Below are 212 nucleotides of genomic sequence, written 5' to 3' on the forward strand. Positions count from 1 at the left end.
CCGGCCGCCTTCCACGGCGGCGTCGACGACGTGCTGCTGGGTGCGCTGGCCCTCGCGGTGCGCCAGTGGCGCGAGGCGCGGGGCGTGGACGCCGACGGCGGTGTGCTGGTCGACCTGGAGGGCCACGGCCGCGACACCGACCGGCCGGACGTGGACCTCTCCCGCACGGTGGGCTGGTTCACCCGTGTCCACCCCGTACGGCTCGACGTCAC

General features: G+C 76.4%; 1 protein-coding gene. It reads left to right on the forward strand.

What is annotated here, in order from left to right:
* Nucleotides 1–212: hypothetical protein (locus tag KUM38_RS10285; RefSeq protein ID WP_217129004.1), on the forward strand; the 212-nt coding region annotated here is incomplete at both ends.

Source organism: Streptomyces sp. AC558_RSS880, from assembly GCF_019049255.1.
In the GTDB taxonomy this organism is placed as follows: Bacteria; Actinomycetota; Actinomycetes; order Streptomycetales; family Streptomycetaceae; genus Streptomyces.